Here is a 16566-nt window from a genome sequence, read left to right as displayed (position 1 = left end):
GTAGGCGATGCCGATGATGATCAGCACTGACAGCACGCTGTCTATTCTGTCGGCCAGCGTGGAGGGAGGTCTGGGCTCCAGGTCAGGTGAGCTCACCCGTTCAACATACGTCAGGAAGTAGGGGGTGTGGACGTTTGTTCAGTTTTCTGCGCCCGCCGGTTCACCTGGCCCGGCGCTGACGTGGTCGCACGTGAGACGGGTCACCGCCCGCCCGCGCGGGCCCGGCAGGATGAGAGCGCCTTTGACGACGGCGAAGAACCGCTCCAGGCCGGGTACGACGGTGTGGACGGCGTCGGCGCCGCCGGGGAGTCGGGCGATGCGGCGTTGGTAGGCGGTGAATCCTCCGGCGCGCAAGCGGACGAGGAGCTCGGTGAGTTGGTCCGCGGGCGCGTCGGGCGCGGGGTGGTCGCGGAACGGTGCGCTCCGGGCCTGTCGGAGGGCGTCGGTGAGGTCGAACCGCCCGCAGCGGTGCAGCGCCGGGTAGGGCTCGAGGACCGTCAGCGGGACCGGCCGGGCCGGTGCGCGGCGGCGGGCGGTGGCCGATTCAAGGTGCTCGGTGAGCGCCCCCGCGACGGCGTCGTGCCGGCTGAGAGCGGCGGCCTGGCCGCGTACGTAGGGCTTCGGAGGGGAGGGCGGGCTGTAGGCCAGGACGGTGGGGACGCCGAGATCGCCGGTGGCGTCGACGAGATGGACGCGGGCCGATGCCTCGCGTTCGGCGCAGCGGTGGAGAGCGGCAAGCCCGTCGGGCAGGGTCGCGGGGTCGAGGACGACGGGCGGTCGGCCGGCGAGGAACATGCGGAGGGTCAGCAGCGAGCACGCGTCCCGCTCGATCGTCTCCAGCAGCGCGTGGACGGTCGCCCGGGTGCGTGTGGGCCCCAGGCCGTATCCCGAACCGACGGCGTACCTCGACAGGGCCCCGTAGTCGGTGCGGTCGCCCAGCGCGTCCCGATGGGCCTGCCCGTCCGGGCCCGCGTACCAAGGAGCACCGAGGAACAGGGGGATGCTGACCTCGTTCGCGTCCTCATCCTCGTCCTCGTCCGCGTGGAGGGACCGGTAGGTGAGGCAGGCGAGCTCCCGGTCCGGGTGCTGTGCCAGCAGCGGGGCGCTCGCCTCGCCGGCCAGCACACCGGCGGCCAGCCGGCCGGCGGCGGTGAAGTGCACGGCCGCCCGGTCGAGGCCGGCCGGCCCGGCCAGCAGGCGCTCCAGGGCTTCGCCGAGCGCCCGGGCCCGCGCCTCGGTGTCCGCACGCGCCTTCCCCGTACCGGCCGCCACGGACACGCCTGCCGTGTCGACGAGCTCGCACCCCCACACAGACAGGACGCTGTCGAGGCGCGCCTGGCGACGCCAGCGCGGCCGCGTGCCGAGACCTCGGGCCGATTCCTCCAAGGTCGCGACGGCCCGCGTGGACTCCGTGGGGGCGGGGGCGGGGGCGGGAAGGGCGCCTTCACCGCGCCCTTGGGCCCCGGTGTGCGGTCACCCCTCCCGCCCGTACGCATGGTCAGACGGCCTCGTCCGCCGCATCGGCCGTGGGAGTCTGCTCCAGCTCAGCGGCCAGGGCCGCTTCCGCGGGCGTCAGTTCCGTGCCCTCGGGGTGCCGCGCGACCGCCATGTCGCCACTGGCGTCACCCATCGTGGATCCCCTCCAATCTTGTCGGAACACGGTCAGGGCGACCGCTCCCACCACGCTAGGGAGGCCGTCGCGGGCAGGCCGGGCGCGTCACGGGCGCACCGATGCATTCGATGGGCGCCGGATGAACAGATTGTTCACAATATTGAGTTGATGCCATGTCGTGTGCCAGGGCAGCCTGGTCGCATGGCAGCCTCGACTCCCGATCGGTCCACCGACCCCTTCACGCCCCCGCACCCGGACCAGGCCCGGGCGGAGCGCGTGTACACCTCCCTGTTCCGGATCGCCGAGCGGCACGCGGCCACCGACGAGCAGCGGCGGCGGCAGGTCCATCCCTCCGTCCTCGGGCCGCACGAGGCCATCAGGCTCGTGTCGTTCCTGCTCAGTGGGGCCGCGCAACTCCAGGACGGTGAGCCGGAGGTGGACCGGTCCGATGTCACCGCCGCCTTGAGTCTTGTGCCACTGGCTCGTGGGGAGATGGACGAGCTGGAGGCCGGGCTCCTCCAGATGGCGCGGGGCCGCGGCATGACCTGGCCGGAGATCGCCTTCGGCCTCGGGCTCCGTACCCCGCAGGCCGCCAGGCAGCGCTACGAGCGCCTCGTCGGCCGTACGGCCACCGACGCGGACGGGGCCGGTGCGGAGCGGGGCGCATGAGAGGGGGGCGGGTGCGGCCGGAGCGGAGGGGGCCGGAGCGGACGAGGCCGCGGCGGATGAGGCCGGACAGGGCGTCAGATCGCGTTGACCGCCGCCGGCGCCCGCTCCACCCGGGCCAGCGCCCGCAGCAGCGCCGCCTGGCCGTGCCGCCGGGCGGCGAGCCGGGCCAGCAGCACGAGTACGGGGTCGAAGGCGGCGTCCGGGAGCTCTTGCGGGGGCAGGCCCACGCTGACGGCCAGATCGTCGATGTGCACGGCGAGCTCCAGCAACCGCGTGACGAGGAAGTCGTCGAAGGTCAGCGCGAAACCCTTCTGCGGGAGGAACACGGTCCGGCCGCCCGAGAGGCCCGGCAGCTCGGTCTGCTGCTCGGCGAGTGCCGCGCGGGCGCGCTTCAGCAGCGACCGCGGCCCCTCGGCCGCGATGCCCTCGCTCTTCGCCCGGATACCGGCGTTGACCTCACCGTCGAGCGGCGCGTCGATCCACGTGGCACGCGCGAAGTTCTCCAGCAGCGGAATCGGCGCCTCCGCGGACGCGGGTTCGGCGAGGGCGGAGTCGACGCTGAAGATCTGAGCGGCGAGGTGGCCCGCGAGGCCGCCGACCGTCATCTCCGCCAGCGCGCTGGGCTGCTCCCACGCCGCGGCGACTTCCGGCCGCTCCAACAGCGCCACGGCTTGCGCCGCGGCAGCCAGGTACGCGTCTATGGCACTCATGACGTCCTCCATAACGTCCCCCATAACGTCCTCCAAGTCCCGAATCCGGCACCACACTTACGGCCGATGGGCCGTACCCCCTCAGTATCCGGCCGGGGGCCGGGCGTAGGTGCGGGTGTACGCGGTGAAGCCCCAGGGATTCGTAGAGCCGCTTGGGCACGGGATAGCCGGCGTCGCCGCGGGCGTAGACGACGGCCCGCCGGCCGCCGGCGGTGGCGAACGCGTGCAGCACCGCGACGCAGGCGGCGCGGGCCAGGCCCAGGCGGCGGTGCTCGGGGTGGGCGCCGACCGGTTCGAACGCGCCGATGCCGTTGACCTCGTCGTACCAGCCCTGGCAGTAGGCCGCGACGTCACCGGCGGGTGAGACCACGACGGGGTCGAACTCGGCGCGGTAGGGCCAGGTGTCCCGCATGCGGGCAGGGGGCACCTCCCAGCGGCCGCGCTGGGGGAGTTCGGCGGTGACGCGGGTGGAGCCGAACGCGGCGCGGTGCGCTGCCGCCCGGCCCGCCACGTCGGCGGGGTCGCGCTGCGCGCGGATGGTGTAGCCGTCCGGCAGGCGCGGCATGTCCGGCAGGCCGGTGAGCGGACGGCCGAGGCACGCCAGATACGGGCCGTCGGAGGCGCGGACGTAGCCACGCCGCTCCAGTGCCGCGGCCAGGTCGGCTTCGGTCTCGGCGACGTCGACCGTGAGGGGGCCGGGTGCCGTTCGCTCCGCCCAGGTGAGGACGTCGTCGGTCAGTTCCGGGTGGTCCGGGTCGACCTGGAGCGTCAGATGGTCCGGAAGCTCCAGCCAGCCCCAGGCCAGTGTCCGGTCCCCGCGGCTCCAGACCGCCGTCGGGCACGCGTCGGCGCGGTCGAGGGACAGGCAGTGGTTCCAGGCGAGGTCGCCGATGTGCCGGTAGCCCGTCACCGGGAAGACGCGGGCGCCCAGGCTCTGCATGGCGCGCAGCGCCACGGGACCGGCGTACTCATGGCATCCCATGCGCGCCATCCTGCGTGGCCGCGTCTCGGGCAGGCAACGGAGTTACCGGGGACGGAGATACCGAGGGCGGAGTGGCCAGCGACGGAGTGACCGGGAGCCATCGACCGCGACCTGATCACCGGCCGGAATCCGTCCTCGGCCAGGCCGCCGGCTACCCGGCGTGATCACGGTGCCGGGCTGACGCGCGCGCCCGTCTGACCGTCCAGGCCGGCGATGACGAGGTCCAGGCCCGCGCGGAACTCCGCTTCCGGGGTGCTGGTGCTCGCGGCCTCGGCGATCTCGACCAGGTGCGGGAAGCGCTCCGGGGGAAGCGCGCGGACGCGCTGGGTGAGCGTGTCGACGTCCTCGTCGGGGGCGATCGACAGTGGTCCGGCGAGCTCGGCCTGGGCGAAGCCCATGATGAAACCCGTGAGCATGCGGAAGGCCGCCAGCAGGTCGGCGCCCGCGCGGCCGCTGCGGGACAGGGCCTCCAGCAGGTCCTCGGCGGTGGCGAGGGTCGGCAGGTCCACCGTGCGGCGGGTGAGGATCAGCGGGATCACGTCCGGGTGGGCGCGGACCGCGCGCCAGTGGGCCTCGGCCAGGGCCCGGACGTCCGCGCGCCAGTCGTCCGACGGGATGCCCGGCGGCTTCCGGCCCTCGGCCATGACCGCGTCCACGAGCAGCGCTTCCAGGCCCTCGCGCCCGTCCACGTAGTTGTAGATCGTCATGGCCCCCGTGCCGAGGGCGGCGGCGAGGTTGCGCATGGTCAGGGCGGCGAGGCCCTGCTCATCGACCAGTGACAGCGCGGCGTTCCGCAGCTGCTCCTCGGTGAACTTGCGGGGTGCGGGCACGGCGGTTCCTCCTTGACTCGCGTACATCGTACGTGTTCGACTGCGCTCACGCGTTTACGTACGAGGTACGTGAACGTGCCCTTCACCCGCACGCACGCTCACGGAGGCCCCGATGGCGCTCATCGACCTGTTCTCGTCCGCGGTCCGGCTCTACGGCGACGGCACCGTCCGCGCCGAGGAGCGCCGGATGTCCGGCGACCTCGACGGCTGGACGCTCGCGGCCTTCCACGTCGAGACCGACGAGGACGTGCACGCGGACCACTGGGAGATGCACCCGGCCGCGGACGAGGCGGTGTGCGTGCTGGCCGGGGGCGCGCGGCTGATCCTGCGGGCCGATGAGGCCACCGGCGCCGCCGAGGAGACGGCGGTGCTCGGGCCGGGGACGGCGTACATCGTGCCGCGCGGGCGCTGGCACCGCGTCGAACTCGACGGGCCCGGCGACCTGATGTCCCTCACTCTGCGCCGCGACACCCGGCTGGAGAAGCGGCGGGACGGCTGAGGCCAGGACACCCGGAGGACGCGCCGGACAGCACAGGCTTTTCGAAGAGAGGAAGTTTTCGCATGGACAGCCCCGTGGCGTCGGCGGCCGGGCACGGGACGGCCCCCGCGCCGCCCCGGCCGGGCGCCGCCGCGCCGACCCTCGGCGGGCGGCTGCTCGCCGTCGTCCTGACCGTGCAGTTCATGGTCGCGCTCGACGCCTCCGTGGTGAACGTCGCGCTACCCGACGTCCGCACGGCACTCGGCTTCGACGGCGAGGGCCTGACCTGGGTCGTCAACGCCTACGCGCTCACCTTCGGCGGGCTGATGATGCTCGGCGGCAGGCTCGGCGACATCGTCGGCCGCCGCCGCACCCTGCTGACCGGGCTGACACTGTTCGGCCTGGCCAGTCTGGTGGGCGGGCTGGTGCAGTCGCCCGGTGCGCTCATCGCCGCCCGCGCCGTCCAGGGTGCCGGGGCGGCCGCCCTGACCCCCGTCGCGCTGGCCCTGCTCACCACCGGTTTCCCGCCGGGGCCCGCGCTCTCCCGGGCGCTGGGGCTGTGGGGCGCCACGGCGGCCGCCGGCGGCGCCGTGGGGGTGCTGGCGGGCGGAGTGCTGACCGAATGGCTGAGCTGGCGGGCGGTCATGCTCGTCAACGTGCCGATCGTGGTGTTCGCGCTGGTCCTCGCGGCCCGGCTGGCACCCGACCGCCGGGAGCGGACCGCGCCCCGGCTCGACCTCGCCGGGGCGGTGCTGGTGACCGCCGGGGCGGGCGTGCTGGTGCTCGGCGTCGTACGGACCCACAGCGTGCCGTGGGGCTCGGCCACCACCGTGCTCACCCTCGGCGCGGCGGCCGTGCTCCTCGCCGCCTTCGCGGCCGTCGAACGCCGGGCGCGTGAACCGCTGCTGCGCCTGGGCCTGCTGGCCCGCCGACCCGTCCTCGGCGCCAACCTGTTCATGATGCTGCTGTGCTCCGGGCAGTTCGCCGCCTTCTACTTCACCTCGCTGTACCTGAACCAGGTGCTCGGCTACGGAACCGCGGCGGCCGGCGTAGCGTTCCTGCCGTTCTGCCTGGGCATCGTGGCCGGGACGCTGATCGCCTCCCGTACCGTCGCCCGGGTCGGGCTGCGCGGCCTGATGGTGGCCGGCGGTCTGGTCGGCGCGGCCGGATTCGCCTGGTTCGGCCTCGCGTTCGCCGCGCAGGCCGGCTTCGCGGGCGCGATCCTCGGCCCGTCGCTGGTGGCGAGCACCGGCATCGGGATGTGCTTCGTACCGCTGGGCACGGCGGCCACGGCGGGCGTCGACCCGCGCGAGGCGGGCATGGCCTCCGGACTGGTCAACAGCTCACGCCAGGTGGGCGGTTCGATCGGCCTGGCGGTCCTGGACACCCTGGCGGCGACGGCGTCCGGTGCGCACGGGGCCGCCGGGGGCGGGCACGGCGGCGATCCGCGGCCCGACCTCGCGGACGGATACGGTGCGGCGCTGGGCGCCGCGGGCGGGTTGCTGGCCGTCGCGGCGGTGGTCGCGCTCGTTCTCGTACCGGGACGGCGAGTACGGGACGCGGCGGCGCGGCAGCCCTGACGCCGCGGCGGCGACAGGCGATACGGACGGGCTCGCGACGGGCTTCCGTCCGCCCCTGGGGGAGGGGCGGACGGCCCGTGGCGGCAGCTCAGCGGTCGGTCAGGGGGCCAGCCCTTCGTCGTCGGGTGCGGGAACCCGCTCGCCGCGGCTTTCGGCGACCCGGAGCGCGTCGCGCAGGGACTCGCACAGGCGGTTGCCGAGGAAGCGCAGCTCGTCGGCGGTGGCCTTGCGGTCGTCCAGCATCTCTCCGGCGTAGCCGAGCAGTTCGGTGCCCATGCGGAGCTGTACGGCCTCCATGTCGTCGGCCAGCCGCGAGACGTAGCCGGTGCCGTCGCCTGCGAGGCGGCACGGTTTGCCCTCCGGGCTGGCCCAGGGCAGCAGCCGCGGCGCGTTCATCGGGCCACCACCTCCAGCCCGTGCACGGCCAGCACCAACCCCGTGGGCCACGGCGGCGCTGAGCCCGGCTCCGCAGGCGGGGCGAGCTGCGGCATCGGCGTGCCGTCGGGCCCCGAAGGGGATGGGGTGGGTGGGGCCGTGGCGCGGCGCCGGCCCGACGAGGGCAGTAGTCAGAGCGAGGAGGGCGTATGGCCGCCAAGGGCAACGGCCGCCAGCCGAAGTACCAGCGCATTGCTGAGGCGCTGAAGGAGGCGATCAGGGCTGGCGAGTACGGCCCAGGTGATCGGCTGCCCGGCGAAAACGACCTCATGGCCACGTACGAGGTCGCCCGCATGACCGCACGGCAGGCGCTCGGCGTTCTGCAGAGCGAGGGGATCACGGAGGCGCGGAGGGGCGCGGGCGTCTTCGTCCGTGACTTCCAGCCGTTGCGGCGACGAGGCATCGAGCGGCTCGCACTGGAGCAGTGGGGCGAGGGCCAGTCCATCTGGTCGGCCGACACCGGCGGCCGGGAATTGGTCGTCGATCAGGTGACGGTCACCGAGGCACCGGCGCCCGCGGCCATCGCCAACGTGCTCGGTATCGAGGCTGACCAACCGGCGTGCGTGCGCAGCCGCCGCTTTGTCCTCGAAGGCAAGCCGGTGCTGCTGGCCACGAGCTATCTACCTGCCGACCTGGTGGCCGACTCGGCGATCACGCAGGAGGACACCGGTCCCGGCGGCATCTACGCACGGCTGGCGGAACTGGGCCAGAAGCCGGTTCGCTTCCGTGAAGAGATCCGCTGTCGCATGCCGTCCCAGGAGGAGGCGAACCGGCTCAGCCTCAGCGTTGGCACGCCCGTGGTCCTCATCTTCCGTACGGCATTCGCGGATGGCGGCCGCGCTGTGGAAGTCAACGAGATGATCCTGGACTCGGCCGCGTACGTGCTCGAGTACGACTTCGACGCCTAGCGAAGGAACGCGAACGGCGGAACCCGAGCGGGCGGCCCCGCGAGCGCGGGGCCGCCGTCGGATGAGCCCTACGACGGAGGCAGCGCGGGCAGTACCTCCCGCGGCGTGCTGGTCGGGGTGTAGCGCTCCGTCACCGACACCGTCGGGGCGAGGTCCTTGTGGATCGCGCGGGAGACGGCCTGGATCGTGGCGACGCCGTCGTTCATGGTCCGGCTGTCGTGCGTGAGGACCGTGATCGTGTAGTCGTGGCCGCCGCCGGTGAACGCGCCGACGCTGTGCACCCGCCAGCCGTGCGTGGCGCGCGACAGCCAGCCGTTCTTGACGTGGATCTTCGCGGTGCTCGGCGCGCCCGCCGGGGTTCCCCAACGCTGGGAGGAGACGACCTTGTTCATCAGCTTGAGGACGTACGCGCGGGACTTGTCGCTGAGGACCGCGTTCCGCGCGGTCAGCAGGTCCATCAGCTTCTGCTCGTCGCGCGCGGTGATCTGCGTCAGGCCCCAGTAGCCGCCGCTGCCCGGCACGGTCTGCGTCATCCCGGCCGCCGTCAGGAAGCGTTTGATCTTGGTCATGCCGAGCTGCTTCCACAGCGCGCTGGTCGAGGCGTTGTCCGACGCGGTGATCATCTTGGTGGCGAGCTGGGACTCGCGCTCGGTGAGGAGGCGGCCCTGGTTCTTGGCGTCCCACAGCAGCGTGGCCAGGACGGTCACCTTCACGACGCTCGCCGAGTCGTACTTCTTGTCCCCGCGCAGCGTGCACACCGTGTTCGTGGTGCGGTCGTGCAGCGAGACGGCGGTGGTCGCGGACCGTCCGCGCAGCGCCGCGTCGATGTCCTTGGCGAGCTTGTCGGCCAGCCCCGGCCTCGCCGAAGTGCAGCTCACCGGCGCGGTGGTGGCGCCCGCGGGCTGGGCCGCCGCGACGGTGAGCAGCGGCGCGAGCGAGCCCGCGGCCAGCGCGACGGTCAGCGCGCCACGGGCACGACGGGACGTGCGAGATATGCGGGATACGCGAGATGTTCCGGATATGCGGAAGCGCGTCATGAAAGCCTTCCCCTCCCCTGTGGATTCACCACAGATGACGGTCTGACGCTACCGAATGGTTGTGCGGGCCCGGTGTGCGGTGCGCGACGGACCGCGCGGGATCACGGGCCGAACCGCGCCCGGTACGCCGTCGGGCTCAGCCCCGTCCTGCGACGCAGCTGCGTCCGCAGGTTCGCCGCCGTGCCGAGGCCGCTGAGCCGGGCCACCCGGTCCAGCCGCTGCTCCCCGCGTTCCATCAGTCGGCAGGCCAGCGCGACCCGCTCGCCGGTGAGCCACGCCAGCGGGGTGGTGCCCAACTGGGCGCGGAACCGCCGGTGCAGCGTGGCGGCGCTGACCGCCGCGCGGTCCGCGAGGTCCGGCACCGTCAGCGGCCGGTCGAGCCGCTCCCGTACCCAGTCCAGTACGGGGGCGAGGGACTCGTCCGGGACCTCGGGGACGGGGCGCTCGACGAACTGCCGCTGCCCGCCGTCCCGGTGGGCGGCGAACACCAGTCGGCGGCTGACCGCGTTGGCCGCCTCGGCGCCGTGGTCGCGGCGTACGAGATGCAGGCTGAGGTCGAGCGCTGCCGCGCTGCCCGCCGCCGTCAGCACCTGGCCGTCCTCGACGAACAGCACGTCCGGTTCGAGGCGTACGGCGGGATGGCGGGCGGCGAAGGACTCCGCCCAGCGCCAGTGCGTGGTGGCCCGCCGCCCGTCGAGGACGCCCGCCGCCGCGAGCGTGAACGCACCGGTGCAGAAGCTCACCAGCCGGGCACCGCGCAGCGCCGCGCGTCGGATCGCGGCCAGTACCGCCGGGTCGGCGGGGACGTGCGGATCGGGGCGGTTCGGCACGATCACGGTGTCGGCGGCGTCGGCCGCGTCGAGTCCGGCGACGCCGGAGAGGGTGAAGAACCCGGCGTGCACGGCGACCGCCGGGGAGGCGGCGCAGAGGGCGAAGTCGTACCAGGGGATGCCCAGCTCGGGGCGGCGCAGCCCGAATATCTCGGTGGCCACGCCCAGTTCGAAGGGGTTGGAGCCCTCGCCGACGATCACGGCCACCCGGTGCGGCGGACGGCACGCGCCCGCCTGCGAGGAATCTTGCGGCATATGCGATTCCTAGCACTCACGCGGCGGTCCCGTCACCGCGCATGATCGCCGTATGAACAGCGAACGCCCTGTGAACAGCGAACCGATCGACCTCCAGACCGCGCTGGCGAGCTTCGAGGCCCTGTGGAGCCCCCGGATCGTGACCCGCGTGAACGACTACGACGTACGGATCGCCAAGGTGGCGGGCGAGCACCTGTGGCACGCCCACGACACCACCGACGAGTTCTTCCTGGTCCTCGACGGCGAGCTGACGATCGCCCTGCGGGATCCGGACGAGCGCGAGGTCGTCCTGCCGCGCGGGTCGGTGTACGTCGTTCCGCGCGGTACGGAGCACAAGCCGTCGTCCGCCGACGGGGCGGCGCTGCTGCTGTTCGAGCCGTCGGGCACGTCGACGGTGGGCGACCGGCACGACCCCGTACCGGAGCACGTCGACGCGACGACCGGCCACGAGCTGGGCTGAGGCGCAGGCGGTCCGGGACCGCGCGGCGGGGCTCAGCTGCGGCCGCACGTCACGCCCGGTCGGGCGTCAGGCGCGGCCGCACGTCACGCCCGGTCGGGCGTCAGGCGCGGCCGCACGTCGCGCCGCCGCACGTCGCGCCCGGCCCGGGCGTCAGGCGCGGTCGCGCATCAGGACCTCGATGCCGTCGAGGATCCGGTCCAGCCCGAAGACGAACTCGTCGTCCGGGCCGTCCGGCTTGTCGACGGCGCCCGCGGCGAGGGCCGCGGTCAGGGCGGGGAAGCGTTCGGCGTCCGTCAGTCGGGACAGGGTGCGGCCGTAGGAGCGCATGAAGTCCTGCGGGGAGGAGTCCGCCGCCCGCAAGGCCGCGCCGAACTCCGCGTACAGGGTCGCGTCGGCCTTCACATGCCCGCTGACCAGCATCACCACGGAGACCTTCTCGCCCTCGCCGAGGCGGGTGCCGGCCAGGGCGGCGAGCGCCCGCTCGAACCACGCGAGTTGGTGCGGGGTGATGGGCGGGCCACTGATCGGGATCCGCAGGGCCCAGGGGTGGTCGAGCAGCGCGGCGCGCATCTCATGGGCCCAGCGGGTCAGTTCGTGCCGCCAGCCCAGGTCCGGCCGCGGCTCCGGGGGCGTGCCGTACGCGGCGTCGGCCATGAGGGCGAGCAGTTCGTCCTTGGCGGCCACATAGCGGTAGAGCGACATCGTGGAGACGCCGAGCTCCTTGGCGACCCGGCCCATGGAGACCGCCGGGAGGCCCTCGGCGGCGGCGACCCGCACCGCGCCCGCCACGATCCGGTCCAGGCTCAGCCCGCGCTTGGGGCCCTTGGTGGGGCGTTCGCGCAGGCCCCAGGCCGCTTCGATGCTCGGCGGCAGGCCCGTGCCGCTGTCGTGTCCCATGGCCTCGCGTGCCTCCGCCCTCATTCCGGTTGACCGCCCATCCTAGTTCTGTGTATACCTTACGCAGTAAAGCGTATGGCATACGCAGAAGAGTGTGAGGGGAGCGGGGGCATGACCCACGAAGCGGCCCACGAACCGGCCCGCGATGCGGCCGTCGAGGCGCACGGCCTGCACAAGTCCTACGGGGCGGTGCGCGTCCTGACCGGAGTCGATCTGCGGGTGGCGCGCGGCAGCGTCTTCGCGCTGCTCGGCCCCAACGGCGCGGGCAAGACCACCACCGTCCGGATCCTGGCCACGCTCAGCGAGCCGGACCGCGGCACCGCCCGGGTCGCCGGGCACGACGTCGTACGGGAGCGCGCCGCCGTGCGCCGCGCCATCAGCCTCACCGGCCAGTACGCGGCGGTCGACGAGATGCAGACCGGGGTGGAGAACCTGCGCATGATGGGCCGTCTGCGCGGGCTGTCCCGGCGGGACGCGCACCGCCGCGCCGAGGAACTCCTGGAGCAGTTCGACCTGGTGGCCGCCGGCGGCCGGACGGCGGGCACGTACTCCGGCGGGATGCGCCGCCGCCTGGACATCGCCGCGGGGCTGGTGGTCCGCCCCGAGGTCATCTTCCTGGACGAGCCGACGACCGGGCTGGACCCGCGCAGCCGCCAGGCGATGTGGGAGGCCGTCAGGGGCCTGGTCGGCGACGGCGTCACGGTCTTCCTCACCACCCAGTACCTGGAGGAGGCGGACCAGCTCGCGGACCGGATCGCGGTGGTCGACGGCGGCCGGGTGGTCGCCGAGGGCACCGCCGCCGACCTCAAGCGGAGCGTGGCGGGCCACCGTCTGGACCTGGTCTTCGCCAGTGCCGCCGACTACGCGCGCGCCGCCCGCGACCTCGGCCTGCGGGCCGTACGGGACGACGCCGAGCGGCTGACGCTGGGGCTGGCGACCGACGGGAGCGCCGCCCACGTGCGGGCGCTGCTGGCGGAGGTCGACCCCGGCGGGCGCGCGCTCGACCGGTTCACGCTGCACAGCGCCACCCTCGACGACGTCTTCCTGGCCCTCACCGGGACCGCCGCCACCGCACCGTCTCCCGCTTCTCCCGCTTCGTCTTCGTCAAAGGAGGACCTCCATGTCTGACGCCATGACCATGATCGGCCGGAGCGTCCGGCTCAGCAGGCGCAACCTCGACGCCCTGCTCACCGCGCTCATGCTGCCCGTCATGCTGATGCTCGTCTTCGTCTACTTCTTCGGCGGCGCCATCGAGACGGGCACGGACTACGTCACCTACGTGGTGCCCGGCGTGCTGCTGCTGTGCGCGGGCTACGGCTCGGCCACCACCGCCGTCAGCGTCAGCCAGGACATGTCCGGCGGCGTCATCGACCGGTTCCGGTCCATGGACGTCGGCGGCACGGCGATCCTCACCGGACACGTCGTCTCCAGCGTCATCCGCAACGCCGTCTCCACCGTCCTGGTCCTCGGGGTCGCCTTCCTCATCGGCTTCCGGCCGGACGCCTCGCCCGCCGCCTGGCCGGCGGCGGGCGGCGTCCTGCTGATGTTCATCCTCGCGATCTCGTGGCTCTCCGCGGCCTTCGGGCTGATCGCCAGGACACCCGAGGCGGCGGGCGGCTTCACCTTCCTGATGATGTTCCTGCCCTACCCGAGCAGCGCGTTCGTGCCGATCGAGACGATGCCGGACTGGCTGCACGGTTTCGCCGACCACCAGCCCGTCACCCCGGTCATCGAGTCCCTGCGCGCGCTGCTGCTCGACCGGCCCGTCGGCGACAGCGCGACCCTCGCGCTGGCGTGGTGCGGCGGCCTTGCGCTGATCGGGGTCGCGCTGTCCGGGGCGCTGTTCCGGCGCCGTACGGGCTGATGGCCCTCAGCCTGATGGCGCTCAGGCGCTACGCGACGAGTCGCCGCTCGTACCGGACACCGGGCCGACCGTCGAGCCGGATGTCCCCGACCGCGGTGAAGCCGGTGCGTGCGAGCACCGCCATCGACGCCGGATTGTCGCGGGTGGTGGCCGCCGTCAGCGCCGACAGCCCGTACGACGCGGCGGCCAGCCGGCACATCTCCCGGACCGCGGCCGTCGCGACGCCCCGGCCGGCGGCGCGCTCGGCGATCCGGTAGCCGAGTTCGGCGGCGCCCTCCGCGACGTCCACGAGGTTGGCCCGGCCGATCAGCTCCCCGGCCTCGTCCATGACGACGTGGAAGTGGATCACACCGGCGTCCTGCTCCGCGAGCAGGGCCCGGTGGCGGGCGTCGAACTCCGCGAAGTACGCGTCCCCCCGGTCCGGTATGGAACGCGCGAAGTACGCGCGGTTCTCCCGCTCGAAGGCCAGCAGGGGCGCCGCGTGGTCGGCCCGAAGCCGCTCGACTCTCACCATGTGCCGGAGCATACGGGCCGGTTCAGGCGCCGTACGGGCGGACCGCGCGCGCCTCGCGCAGGGCCCGCGCCCACCAGACGATCTGGTCGAGCATGGCGGCGGCGGCCTTGTCGGCGCCGTCGTCGACCGGGCGGCCGTCCGGCCCGAAGCGGTCCCCGACGTTGTGGAAGCTGACGGTGTCCCGGACCGTGACGGCGTGCAGTTCGGCGAAGACCGGGCGCAGATGCTCCACCGCGCGCAGGCCGCCGGCCATCCCGCCGTAGGAGACGAAGCCGACGGGCTTGGCCTGCCACTGCGTGTAGTGCCAGTCGATGGCGTTCTTCAGGCCCGCCGGGTAGCTGTGGTTGTACTCGGGGGTGACGACGGCGAACGCGTCGGCGGCGTCCAGGCGCGGGGTGACGGCGGCCAGGGCGGCGGTCGCCTCGGGGCCGGGCGACTTGCTGAGCCGGGCGGGGAGTTCGGTCTCCGCGAGGTCGACGAGGTCGACGGTCATGTCGTCGCGCTCGCGGGCCAGATCGGCGAACCAGTTCGCGACCGTCGGCGCGAAGCGGCCCTCGCGGGTGCTGCCGACGACGACGGCGAGGCGGATGGGGGCAGTGGTGGAAGTGGTGTTGATGTCCATGCGGAGAGCCTCTGACTTAAACAAAGGTTGAAGTCAAGCTAGGCTCAGCGCCATGTCCCAACTCACGTGGAAAACCCAGGAACTCACGGTCGGCGAGCTCTCCCGGCGCAGCGGCGTACCCGCCTCCGCGCTGCGCTTCTACGAGCGCGAGGGCCTCATCCACAGCCGCCGCACCACCGGCAACCAGCGCCGCTACACGCGCCACACGCTGCGCCGGGTCGCGTTCGTGCGGGCCTCGCAGCGGGTCGGGATGCCGCTGGCACAGATCCGGGAGGTCCTCTCGCTCTTCCCCGACGACCACGTGCTGACCAAGGACGACTGGGCGCGGATCTCCGAGTGCTGGCGCAAGGACCTCAACGAGCGCATCGAGCAGTTGGAGAACATCCGCGACAACCTCACGGAGTGCATCGGCTGCGGCTGCCTGTCCATCTCCAAGTGCGCGCTGGCGAACCCGTACGACCGGTACGGCGAGCAGGGCGCGGGCCCGCACCGGATGCTCAAGTCCTGACGCGCGCGGCGGGCGGACGCGGAACCCGGTACGGACGCGTGCGGCAGACGGGCTGCCGCCGCGGCCGCGTCGCCGTCAGAAGATGTCCGGGCACCACGGGCGGCGCGAGGTCCGCAGCAGCGCGTCCGCCCGCGCGGCGGCCCCCTGCCGCTCCTCCCCGACCCGGCCCAGCGCGGCCAGCCGCACCGCCGACTCGTCGCCCAGCCACAGCGTGCCCAACTCGCCGATGTCCATGATCAGATCGGCGGTACGGGTGGTCGGCGTGCAGGTGGCCCCGTCCGGCCCCGCCTCCAGCAGGAACCGGCCCTCGGCCAGCCCCGCGCGGTCGGCGAACTCCAGCACGAGCGCGTCCGCGACCGGGTACGTACGGGTCTCCAGCAGCCGGGGCACGTCCAGCGGGCGTATCCACAGGAAGTCGGCGTGCGCGGTGACGCGGGCGGCGCGCGGGTCCGGCAGCAGCAGCGGCAACAGGTCGTCCGGGGCCCGGCAGCCGCTCTTGACCGTGGTGATCCAGTCGACGGACAACAGGTAGTGCCACAGGGCGCGCTCGGCGGCGGGGGAGACGGCGATCAGGTCCAGCACGGTCGCGGTGTTCTGCGGGAGCTTCGCCTCCCACACGTCGTCGGCGGTGTACGTGACCAGCCCGTCCACCGTGCCCTCGGGGGAGCGGTAGACGGCGTGGAACGGCTCCTTCCAGGGGTGTCCCGGCATCGGCGTCTCGCCGGTGGACTGCCGCCACCCGCGCTCGGGGCGGTCGATCACGCCGTGCTGGACCGCCCGCAGCCGCTCATGGAGGACGGGTCCCAGCTCTCGCACCGCCGCGCCGTCCACGAGGTCGATCCGGCCGCCGTCGACGGGCCCGGCGTGCCGCGGGTCGAGCCCGGCGCGCGGTACGTCGACCTGCCACTCGGTGGTCCAGGTGGCCGGGCCGAAGCCGAACCGCCCGTAGATCGGATACTCGGCCGCGACGAGGGTGGCGACCGCGTCCCCGCGCTCCTTGGCGGCCCGCAGGTCGCGGTCCATCATGCGGCTGAGCAGACCGCGCCGCCGGTGGGTGGGCGAGACAGTGACGTTGCTGATGGCGTCGGCGGGCACCGATGCCCCGCCGACCGCCGTCAGCTGCTGCGGGAAGCTCCGGAAGGTGGCCACCCAGCGCCCCGCGTCGCTGTCGAAGGCCCCCTGCACGCGGCCCGGGTACATGCCCCCGCGCCGGATCTCGACCTCCTCCTTCGGCACCGTCGGCGGCCGCAGGAAGCCGGTCTGAAGCGCCAGGATCCAGGCGCTCACTTCGGAGTCGTCGGACGCGTCGATGGTGCGGATGTCGAGAGCCATGGGATCACGCTAGGCGGCGGCCAGGGCGGGACGCACGCGGTTT

At 73.5% G+C, this 16566-nt stretch carries 19 protein-coding genes and 1 pseudogene; 8 read left to right on the top strand and 12 right to left on the bottom strand.

What is annotated here, in order from left to right; all coding sequences use genetic code 11:
• Window positions 1-138 precede the first annotated feature (138 nt).
• Both Q3Y56_RS15675 and Q3Y56_RS15670 read right to left on the bottom strand, forming a co-directional pair.
• Entirely contained in the window at window positions 139-1311 is a 1173-nt protein-coding gene (locus Q3Y56_RS15675; RefSeq protein ID WP_304462547.1) for a YcaO-like family protein, read from the bottom strand.
• A gap of 187 nt (window positions 1312-1498) precedes the next feature.
• Window positions 1499-1630 (bottom strand): hypothetical protein, encoded by a 132-nt coding sequence (locus tag Q3Y56_RS15670; RefSeq protein ID WP_304462546.1) that lies wholly within the window; start codon window positions 1628-1630, stop codon window positions 1499-1501.
• 183 nt (window positions 1631-1813) lie between these two features.
• On the opposite strand from Q3Y56_RS15670, the gene Q3Y56_RS15665 reads away from it, so the two are divergent.
• The gene (locus Q3Y56_RS15665) at window positions 1814-2281 is read left to right on the top strand and encodes a DNA-binding protein (RefSeq protein WP_304462545.1); all 468 of its coding nucleotides are present in this window, start codon (window positions 1814-1816) and stop codon (window positions 2279-2281) included.
• Window positions 2282-2355: 74 nt separating this feature from the next.
• Here the strand turns inward: Q3Y56_RS15665 and Q3Y56_RS15660 are convergent, their stop codons facing one another.
• From Q3Y56_RS15660 to Q3Y56_RS15650, 3 genes and pseudogenes are all read right to left on the bottom strand, one after another.
• Window positions 2356-2991 carry a maleylpyruvate isomerase N-terminal domain-containing protein gene (locus Q3Y56_RS15660; protein ID WP_304462544.1) on the bottom strand — a complete coding sequence of 212 codons (636 nt, stop codon included), beginning with the start codon at window positions 2989-2991 and terminating at the stop codon, window positions 2356-2358.
• Window positions 2992-3181: 190 nt separating this feature from the next.
• A pseudogene (locus Q3Y56_RS33535) lies at window positions 3182-3403 on the bottom strand (GNAT family N-acetyltransferase); the annotation flags it as partial.
• 734 nt (window positions 3404-4137) lie between these two features.
• Window positions 4138-4803, bottom strand: coding sequence for a TetR/AcrR family transcriptional regulator (locus Q3Y56_RS15650; RefSeq protein WP_304462542.1), 666 nt, complete (start codon window positions 4801-4803; stop codon window positions 4138-4140).
• 112 nt (window positions 4804-4915) lie between these two features.
• On the opposite strand from Q3Y56_RS15650, the gene Q3Y56_RS15645 reads away from it, so the two are divergent.
• Window positions 4916-5302: a cupin domain-containing protein gene (locus Q3Y56_RS15645; protein ID WP_304462541.1), complete on the top strand. Its 387-nt coding sequence runs from the start codon at window positions 4916-4918 to the stop codon at window positions 5300-5302.
• Window positions 5303-5364: 62 nt separating this feature from the next.
• Window positions 5365-6861, top strand: coding sequence for an MFS transporter (locus Q3Y56_RS15640; protein WP_304462540.1), 1497 nt, complete (start codon window positions 5365-5367; stop codon window positions 6859-6861).
• 99 nt (window positions 6862-6960) lie between these two features.
• On the opposite strand, the gene Q3Y56_RS15635 is transcribed toward Q3Y56_RS15640, so the two are convergent.
• Window positions 6961-7257, bottom strand: a complete 297-nt coding sequence (locus Q3Y56_RS15635; RefSeq protein WP_304462539.1) for a hypothetical protein — start codon at window positions 7255-7257, stop codon at window positions 6961-6963.
• A gap of 188 nt (window positions 7258-7445) precedes the next feature.
• Between Q3Y56_RS15635 and Q3Y56_RS15630 the strand changes: the two genes are divergently transcribed.
• Window positions 7446-8204 carry a GntR family transcriptional regulator gene (locus Q3Y56_RS15630; protein ID WP_304462538.1) on the top strand — a complete coding sequence of 253 codons (759 nt, stop codon included), beginning with the start codon at window positions 7446-7448 and terminating at the stop codon, window positions 8202-8204.
• A gap of 68 nt (window positions 8205-8272) precedes the next feature.
• Here the strand turns inward: Q3Y56_RS15630 and Q3Y56_RS15625 are convergent, their stop codons facing one another.
• Together Q3Y56_RS15625 and Q3Y56_RS15620 are read right to left on the bottom strand one after the other, a co-directional pair.
• Window positions 8273-9241, bottom strand: a complete 969-nt coding sequence (locus tag Q3Y56_RS15625; protein WP_304462537.1) for a serine hydrolase — start codon at window positions 9239-9241, stop codon at window positions 8273-8275.
• A 101-nt stretch (window positions 9242-9342) separates the two neighbouring features.
• A complete protein-coding gene (locus Q3Y56_RS15620; RefSeq protein WP_304462536.1) occupies window positions 9343-10326 on the bottom strand; it encodes a helix-turn-helix domain-containing protein in 984 nt (327 codons plus the stop codon).
• 70 nt (window positions 10327-10396) lie between these two features.
• Between Q3Y56_RS15620 and Q3Y56_RS15615 the strand changes: the two genes are divergently transcribed.
• Window positions 10397-10786, top strand: a complete 390-nt coding sequence (locus Q3Y56_RS15615; RefSeq protein WP_304465631.1) for a cupin domain-containing protein — start codon at window positions 10397-10399, stop codon at window positions 10784-10786.
• A gap of 150 nt (window positions 10787-10936) precedes the next feature.
• On the opposite strand, the gene Q3Y56_RS15610 is transcribed toward Q3Y56_RS15615, so the two are convergent.
• Window positions 10937-11683, bottom strand: a complete 747-nt coding sequence (locus tag Q3Y56_RS15610; protein ID WP_304462535.1) for a TetR/AcrR family transcriptional regulator — start codon at window positions 11681-11683, stop codon at window positions 10937-10939.
• A 111-nt stretch (window positions 11684-11794) separates the two neighbouring features.
• On the opposite strand from Q3Y56_RS15610, the gene Q3Y56_RS15605 reads away from it, so the two are divergent.
• Both Q3Y56_RS15605 and Q3Y56_RS15600 read left to right on the top strand, forming a co-directional pair.
• The gene (locus Q3Y56_RS15605) at window positions 11795-12811 is read left to right on the top strand and encodes an ATP-binding cassette domain-containing protein (protein ID WP_304462534.1); all 1017 of its coding nucleotides are present in this window, start codon (window positions 11795-11797) and stop codon (window positions 12809-12811) included.
• Window positions 12804-13547, top strand: coding sequence for an ABC transporter permease (locus tag Q3Y56_RS15600; protein WP_304462533.1), 744 nt, complete (start codon window positions 12804-12806; stop codon window positions 13545-13547). Before Q3Y56_RS15605 ends, Q3Y56_RS15600 begins: the two co-directional genes overlap by 8 nt.
• Before the next feature lie 28 nt (window positions 13548-13575).
• On the opposite strand, the gene Q3Y56_RS15595 is transcribed toward Q3Y56_RS15600, so the two are convergent.
• Both Q3Y56_RS15595 and Q3Y56_RS15590 read right to left on the bottom strand, forming a co-directional pair.
• Window positions 13576-14061: a GNAT family N-acetyltransferase gene (locus Q3Y56_RS15595; RefSeq protein ID WP_304462532.1), complete on the bottom strand. Its 486-nt coding sequence runs from the start codon at window positions 14059-14061 to the stop codon at window positions 13576-13578.
• Between the two features lie 22 nt (window positions 14062-14083).
• Complete coding sequence (locus tag Q3Y56_RS15590; RefSeq protein WP_304462531.1) at window positions 14084-14683, bottom strand: NADPH-dependent FMN reductase; 600 nt, start codon at window positions 14681-14683, stop codon at window positions 14084-14086.
• 52 nt (window positions 14684-14735) lie between these two features.
• Between Q3Y56_RS15590 and soxR the strand changes: the two genes are divergently transcribed.
• Window positions 14736-15191, top strand: coding sequence for a redox-sensitive transcriptional activator SoxR (gene soxR / locus Q3Y56_RS15585; RefSeq protein WP_304462530.1), 456 nt, complete (start codon window positions 14736-14738; stop codon window positions 15189-15191).
• A 75-nt stretch (window positions 15192-15266) separates the two neighbouring features.
• Here the strand turns inward: soxR and Q3Y56_RS15580 are convergent, their stop codons facing one another.
• The gene (locus Q3Y56_RS15580) at window positions 15267-16523 is read right to left on the bottom strand and encodes a GNAT family N-acetyltransferase (RefSeq protein WP_304462529.1); all 1257 of its coding nucleotides are present in this window, start codon (window positions 16521-16523) and stop codon (window positions 15267-15269) included.
• Window positions 16524-16566: the final 43 nt, after the last annotated feature.

Origin of the sequence: Streptomyces sp. XD-27, assembly GCF_030553055.1 — a bacterium.
Lineage (GTDB): Bacteria > Actinomycetota > Actinomycetes > Streptomycetales > Streptomycetaceae > Streptomyces.
Note: the sequence above shows the minus strand (reverse complement) of the source record. Positions and strands in the feature narration are given on the sequence as shown.

Bases quoted from the DNA above. Each gene is read 5' to 3' on its own strand.
- Q3Y56_RS15670 (WP_304462546.1), bottom strand. From the start codon at position 1,630: ATGGGTGACGCCAGTGGCGACATGGCGGTCGCGCGGCACCCCGAGGGC.
- Q3Y56_RS15625 (WP_304462537.1), bottom strand. From the start codon at position 9,241: ATGACGCGCTTCCGCATATCCGGAACATCTCGCGTATCCCGCATATCT.
- Q3Y56_RS15665 (WP_304462545.1), top strand. From the start codon at position 1,814: ATGGCAGCCTCGACTCCCGATCGGTCCACCGACCCCTTCACGCCCCCG.
- Q3Y56_RS15630 (WP_304462538.1), top strand. From the start codon at position 7,446: ATGGCCGCCAAGGGCAACGGCCGCCAGCCGAAGTACCAGCGCATTGCT.
- Q3Y56_RS15660 (WP_304462544.1), bottom strand. From the start codon at position 2,991: ATGAGTGCCATAGACGCGTACCTGGCTGCCGCGGCGCAAGCCGTGGCG.
- soxR (WP_304462530.1), top strand. From the start codon at position 14,736: ATGTCCCAACTCACGTGGAAAACCCAGGAACTCACGGTCGGCGAGCTC.
- Q3Y56_RS15590 (WP_304462531.1), bottom strand. From the start codon at position 14,683: ATGGACATCAACACCACTTCCACCACTGCCCCCATCCGCCTCGCCGTC.
- Q3Y56_RS15600 (WP_304462533.1), top strand. From the start codon at position 12,804: ATGTCTGACGCCATGACCATGATCGGCCGGAGCGTCCGGCTCAGCAGG.
- Q3Y56_RS15610 (WP_304462535.1), bottom strand. From the start codon at position 11,683: ATGGGACACGACAGCGGCACGGGCCTGCCGCCGAGCATCGAAGCGGCC.
- Q3Y56_RS15635 (WP_304462539.1), bottom strand. From the start codon at position 7,257: ATGAACGCGCCGCGGCTGCTGCCCTGGGCCAGCCCGGAGGGCAAACCG.
- Q3Y56_RS15595 (WP_304462532.1), bottom strand. From the start codon at position 14,061: ATGGTGAGAGTCGAGCGGCTTCGGGCCGACCACGCGGCGCCCCTGCTG.
- Q3Y56_RS15580 (WP_304462529.1), bottom strand. From the start codon at position 16,523: ATGGCTCTCGACATCCGCACCATCGACGCGTCCGACGACTCCGAAGTG.
- Q3Y56_RS15620 (WP_304462536.1), bottom strand. From the start codon at position 10,326: ATGCCGCAAGATTCCTCGCAGGCGGGCGCGTGCCGTCCGCCGCACCGG.
- Q3Y56_RS15640 (WP_304462540.1), top strand. From the start codon at position 5,365: ATGGACAGCCCCGTGGCGTCGGCGGCCGGGCACGGGACGGCCCCCGCG.
- Q3Y56_RS15645 (WP_304462541.1), top strand. From the start codon at position 4,916: ATGGCGCTCATCGACCTGTTCTCGTCCGCGGTCCGGCTCTACGGCGAC.
- Q3Y56_RS15605 (WP_304462534.1), top strand. From the start codon at position 11,795: ATGACCCACGAAGCGGCCCACGAACCGGCCCGCGATGCGGCCGTCGAG.